The following is a 287-nucleotide window of genomic DNA, read 5'->3' on the forward strand; positions in this document are numbered from 1 at the left end:
CTGTTGATAACTCAGCAAGGTGGCCAGCTCGCCGGGCTTTTGCTCGCTGGCCAGCAAGGCATCGGCTAACGCCTGGGCGTCACGCAACGACAGGTTGAAGCCCTGACCGGCAATCGGGTGCAGGCTGTGCGCCGCGTTGCCCAACACCACCAGGTGTGGGCGTACCTGCTCTTCGGCCTCAACCAGCACCAGCGGGTACAAGTGGCGGGCGCCGACTTGTTCAAGGGTGCCCAGGCGATAGCCAAAAACGGCCTGCAACTCGCTGAGGAAACTGCGTTCATCGAGTG

1 protein-coding gene is annotated in these 287 nt (G+C 62.7%); it reads right to left on the bottom strand.

The genetic code is table 11. The features are described 5' to 3' along the window. Positions 1–287: FAD-dependent monooxygenase (locus GHN86_RS23200; protein ID WP_194286575.1), on the bottom strand; the 287-nt coding region annotated here is incomplete at both ends.

Origin of the sequence: Pseudomonas helleri, from assembly GCF_009600315.1 — a bacterium.
Taxonomy (GTDB): domain Bacteria; phylum Pseudomonadota; class Gammaproteobacteria; order Pseudomonadales; family Pseudomonadaceae; genus Aquipseudomonas; species Aquipseudomonas helleri_A.